Below are 538 nucleotides of genomic sequence, written 5' to 3'. Positions count from 1 at the left end.
TGCTATCACGTCTTCTTGTAATTGATTACGAATATATTCTTCAATTCGCTTCTGATTTCGCCCAACCGTATCAACATAAAAGCCTCGACACCAAAATTTGCGATTCCCATATTTATACTTTAAATTTGCGTGTCGGTCGAAGATCATTAAGCTACTTTTACCTTTTAAATATCCCATAAATGAAGAAATACTTAGTTTCGGTGGTATACTCACTAACATGTGAATATGATCTGGGCAAGCTTCTGCTTCATGAATTTCAACGCCTTTTCTTTCACATAATAACCGTAAGATTTGACCAATACTTGCTTTGTATTTCCCATAGATTATCTGACGTCTATATTTTGGAGCGAAAACAATATGATACTTACAATTCCATGTAGTATGTGCTAAACTATTATTATCCTGTCTCATCAGGGGTCCTCCTTTTGTATATTAGTTAGTGGTCGGGAAACCTTATCTAATATAACACTTTAGGGGGACTTTTTTGATACATCGCTAAAAGCTTTTCGGAACCACTAGCACAGCTAGTGGTTTTCGT

General features: G+C 35.7%; 1 protein-coding gene. It reads right to left on the bottom strand.

The features are described from left to right. A partial coding sequence (tnpA, locus tag HMPREF2607_RS04940) for an IS200/IS605 family transposase (RefSeq protein ID WP_070476211.1) occupies positions 1 to 411 on the bottom strand: 411 nt, incomplete at its 3' end. Positions 412 to 538 lie beyond the last annotated feature (127 nt).

The sequence above is a fragment of the Streptococcus sp. HMSC078H03 genome (genome assembly GCF_001808655.1).
Lineage (GTDB): Bacteria > Bacillota > Bacilli > Lactobacillales > Streptococcaceae > Streptococcus > Streptococcus salivarius_G.
This window is presented reverse-complemented; position numbering and strand designations above follow the sequence as displayed.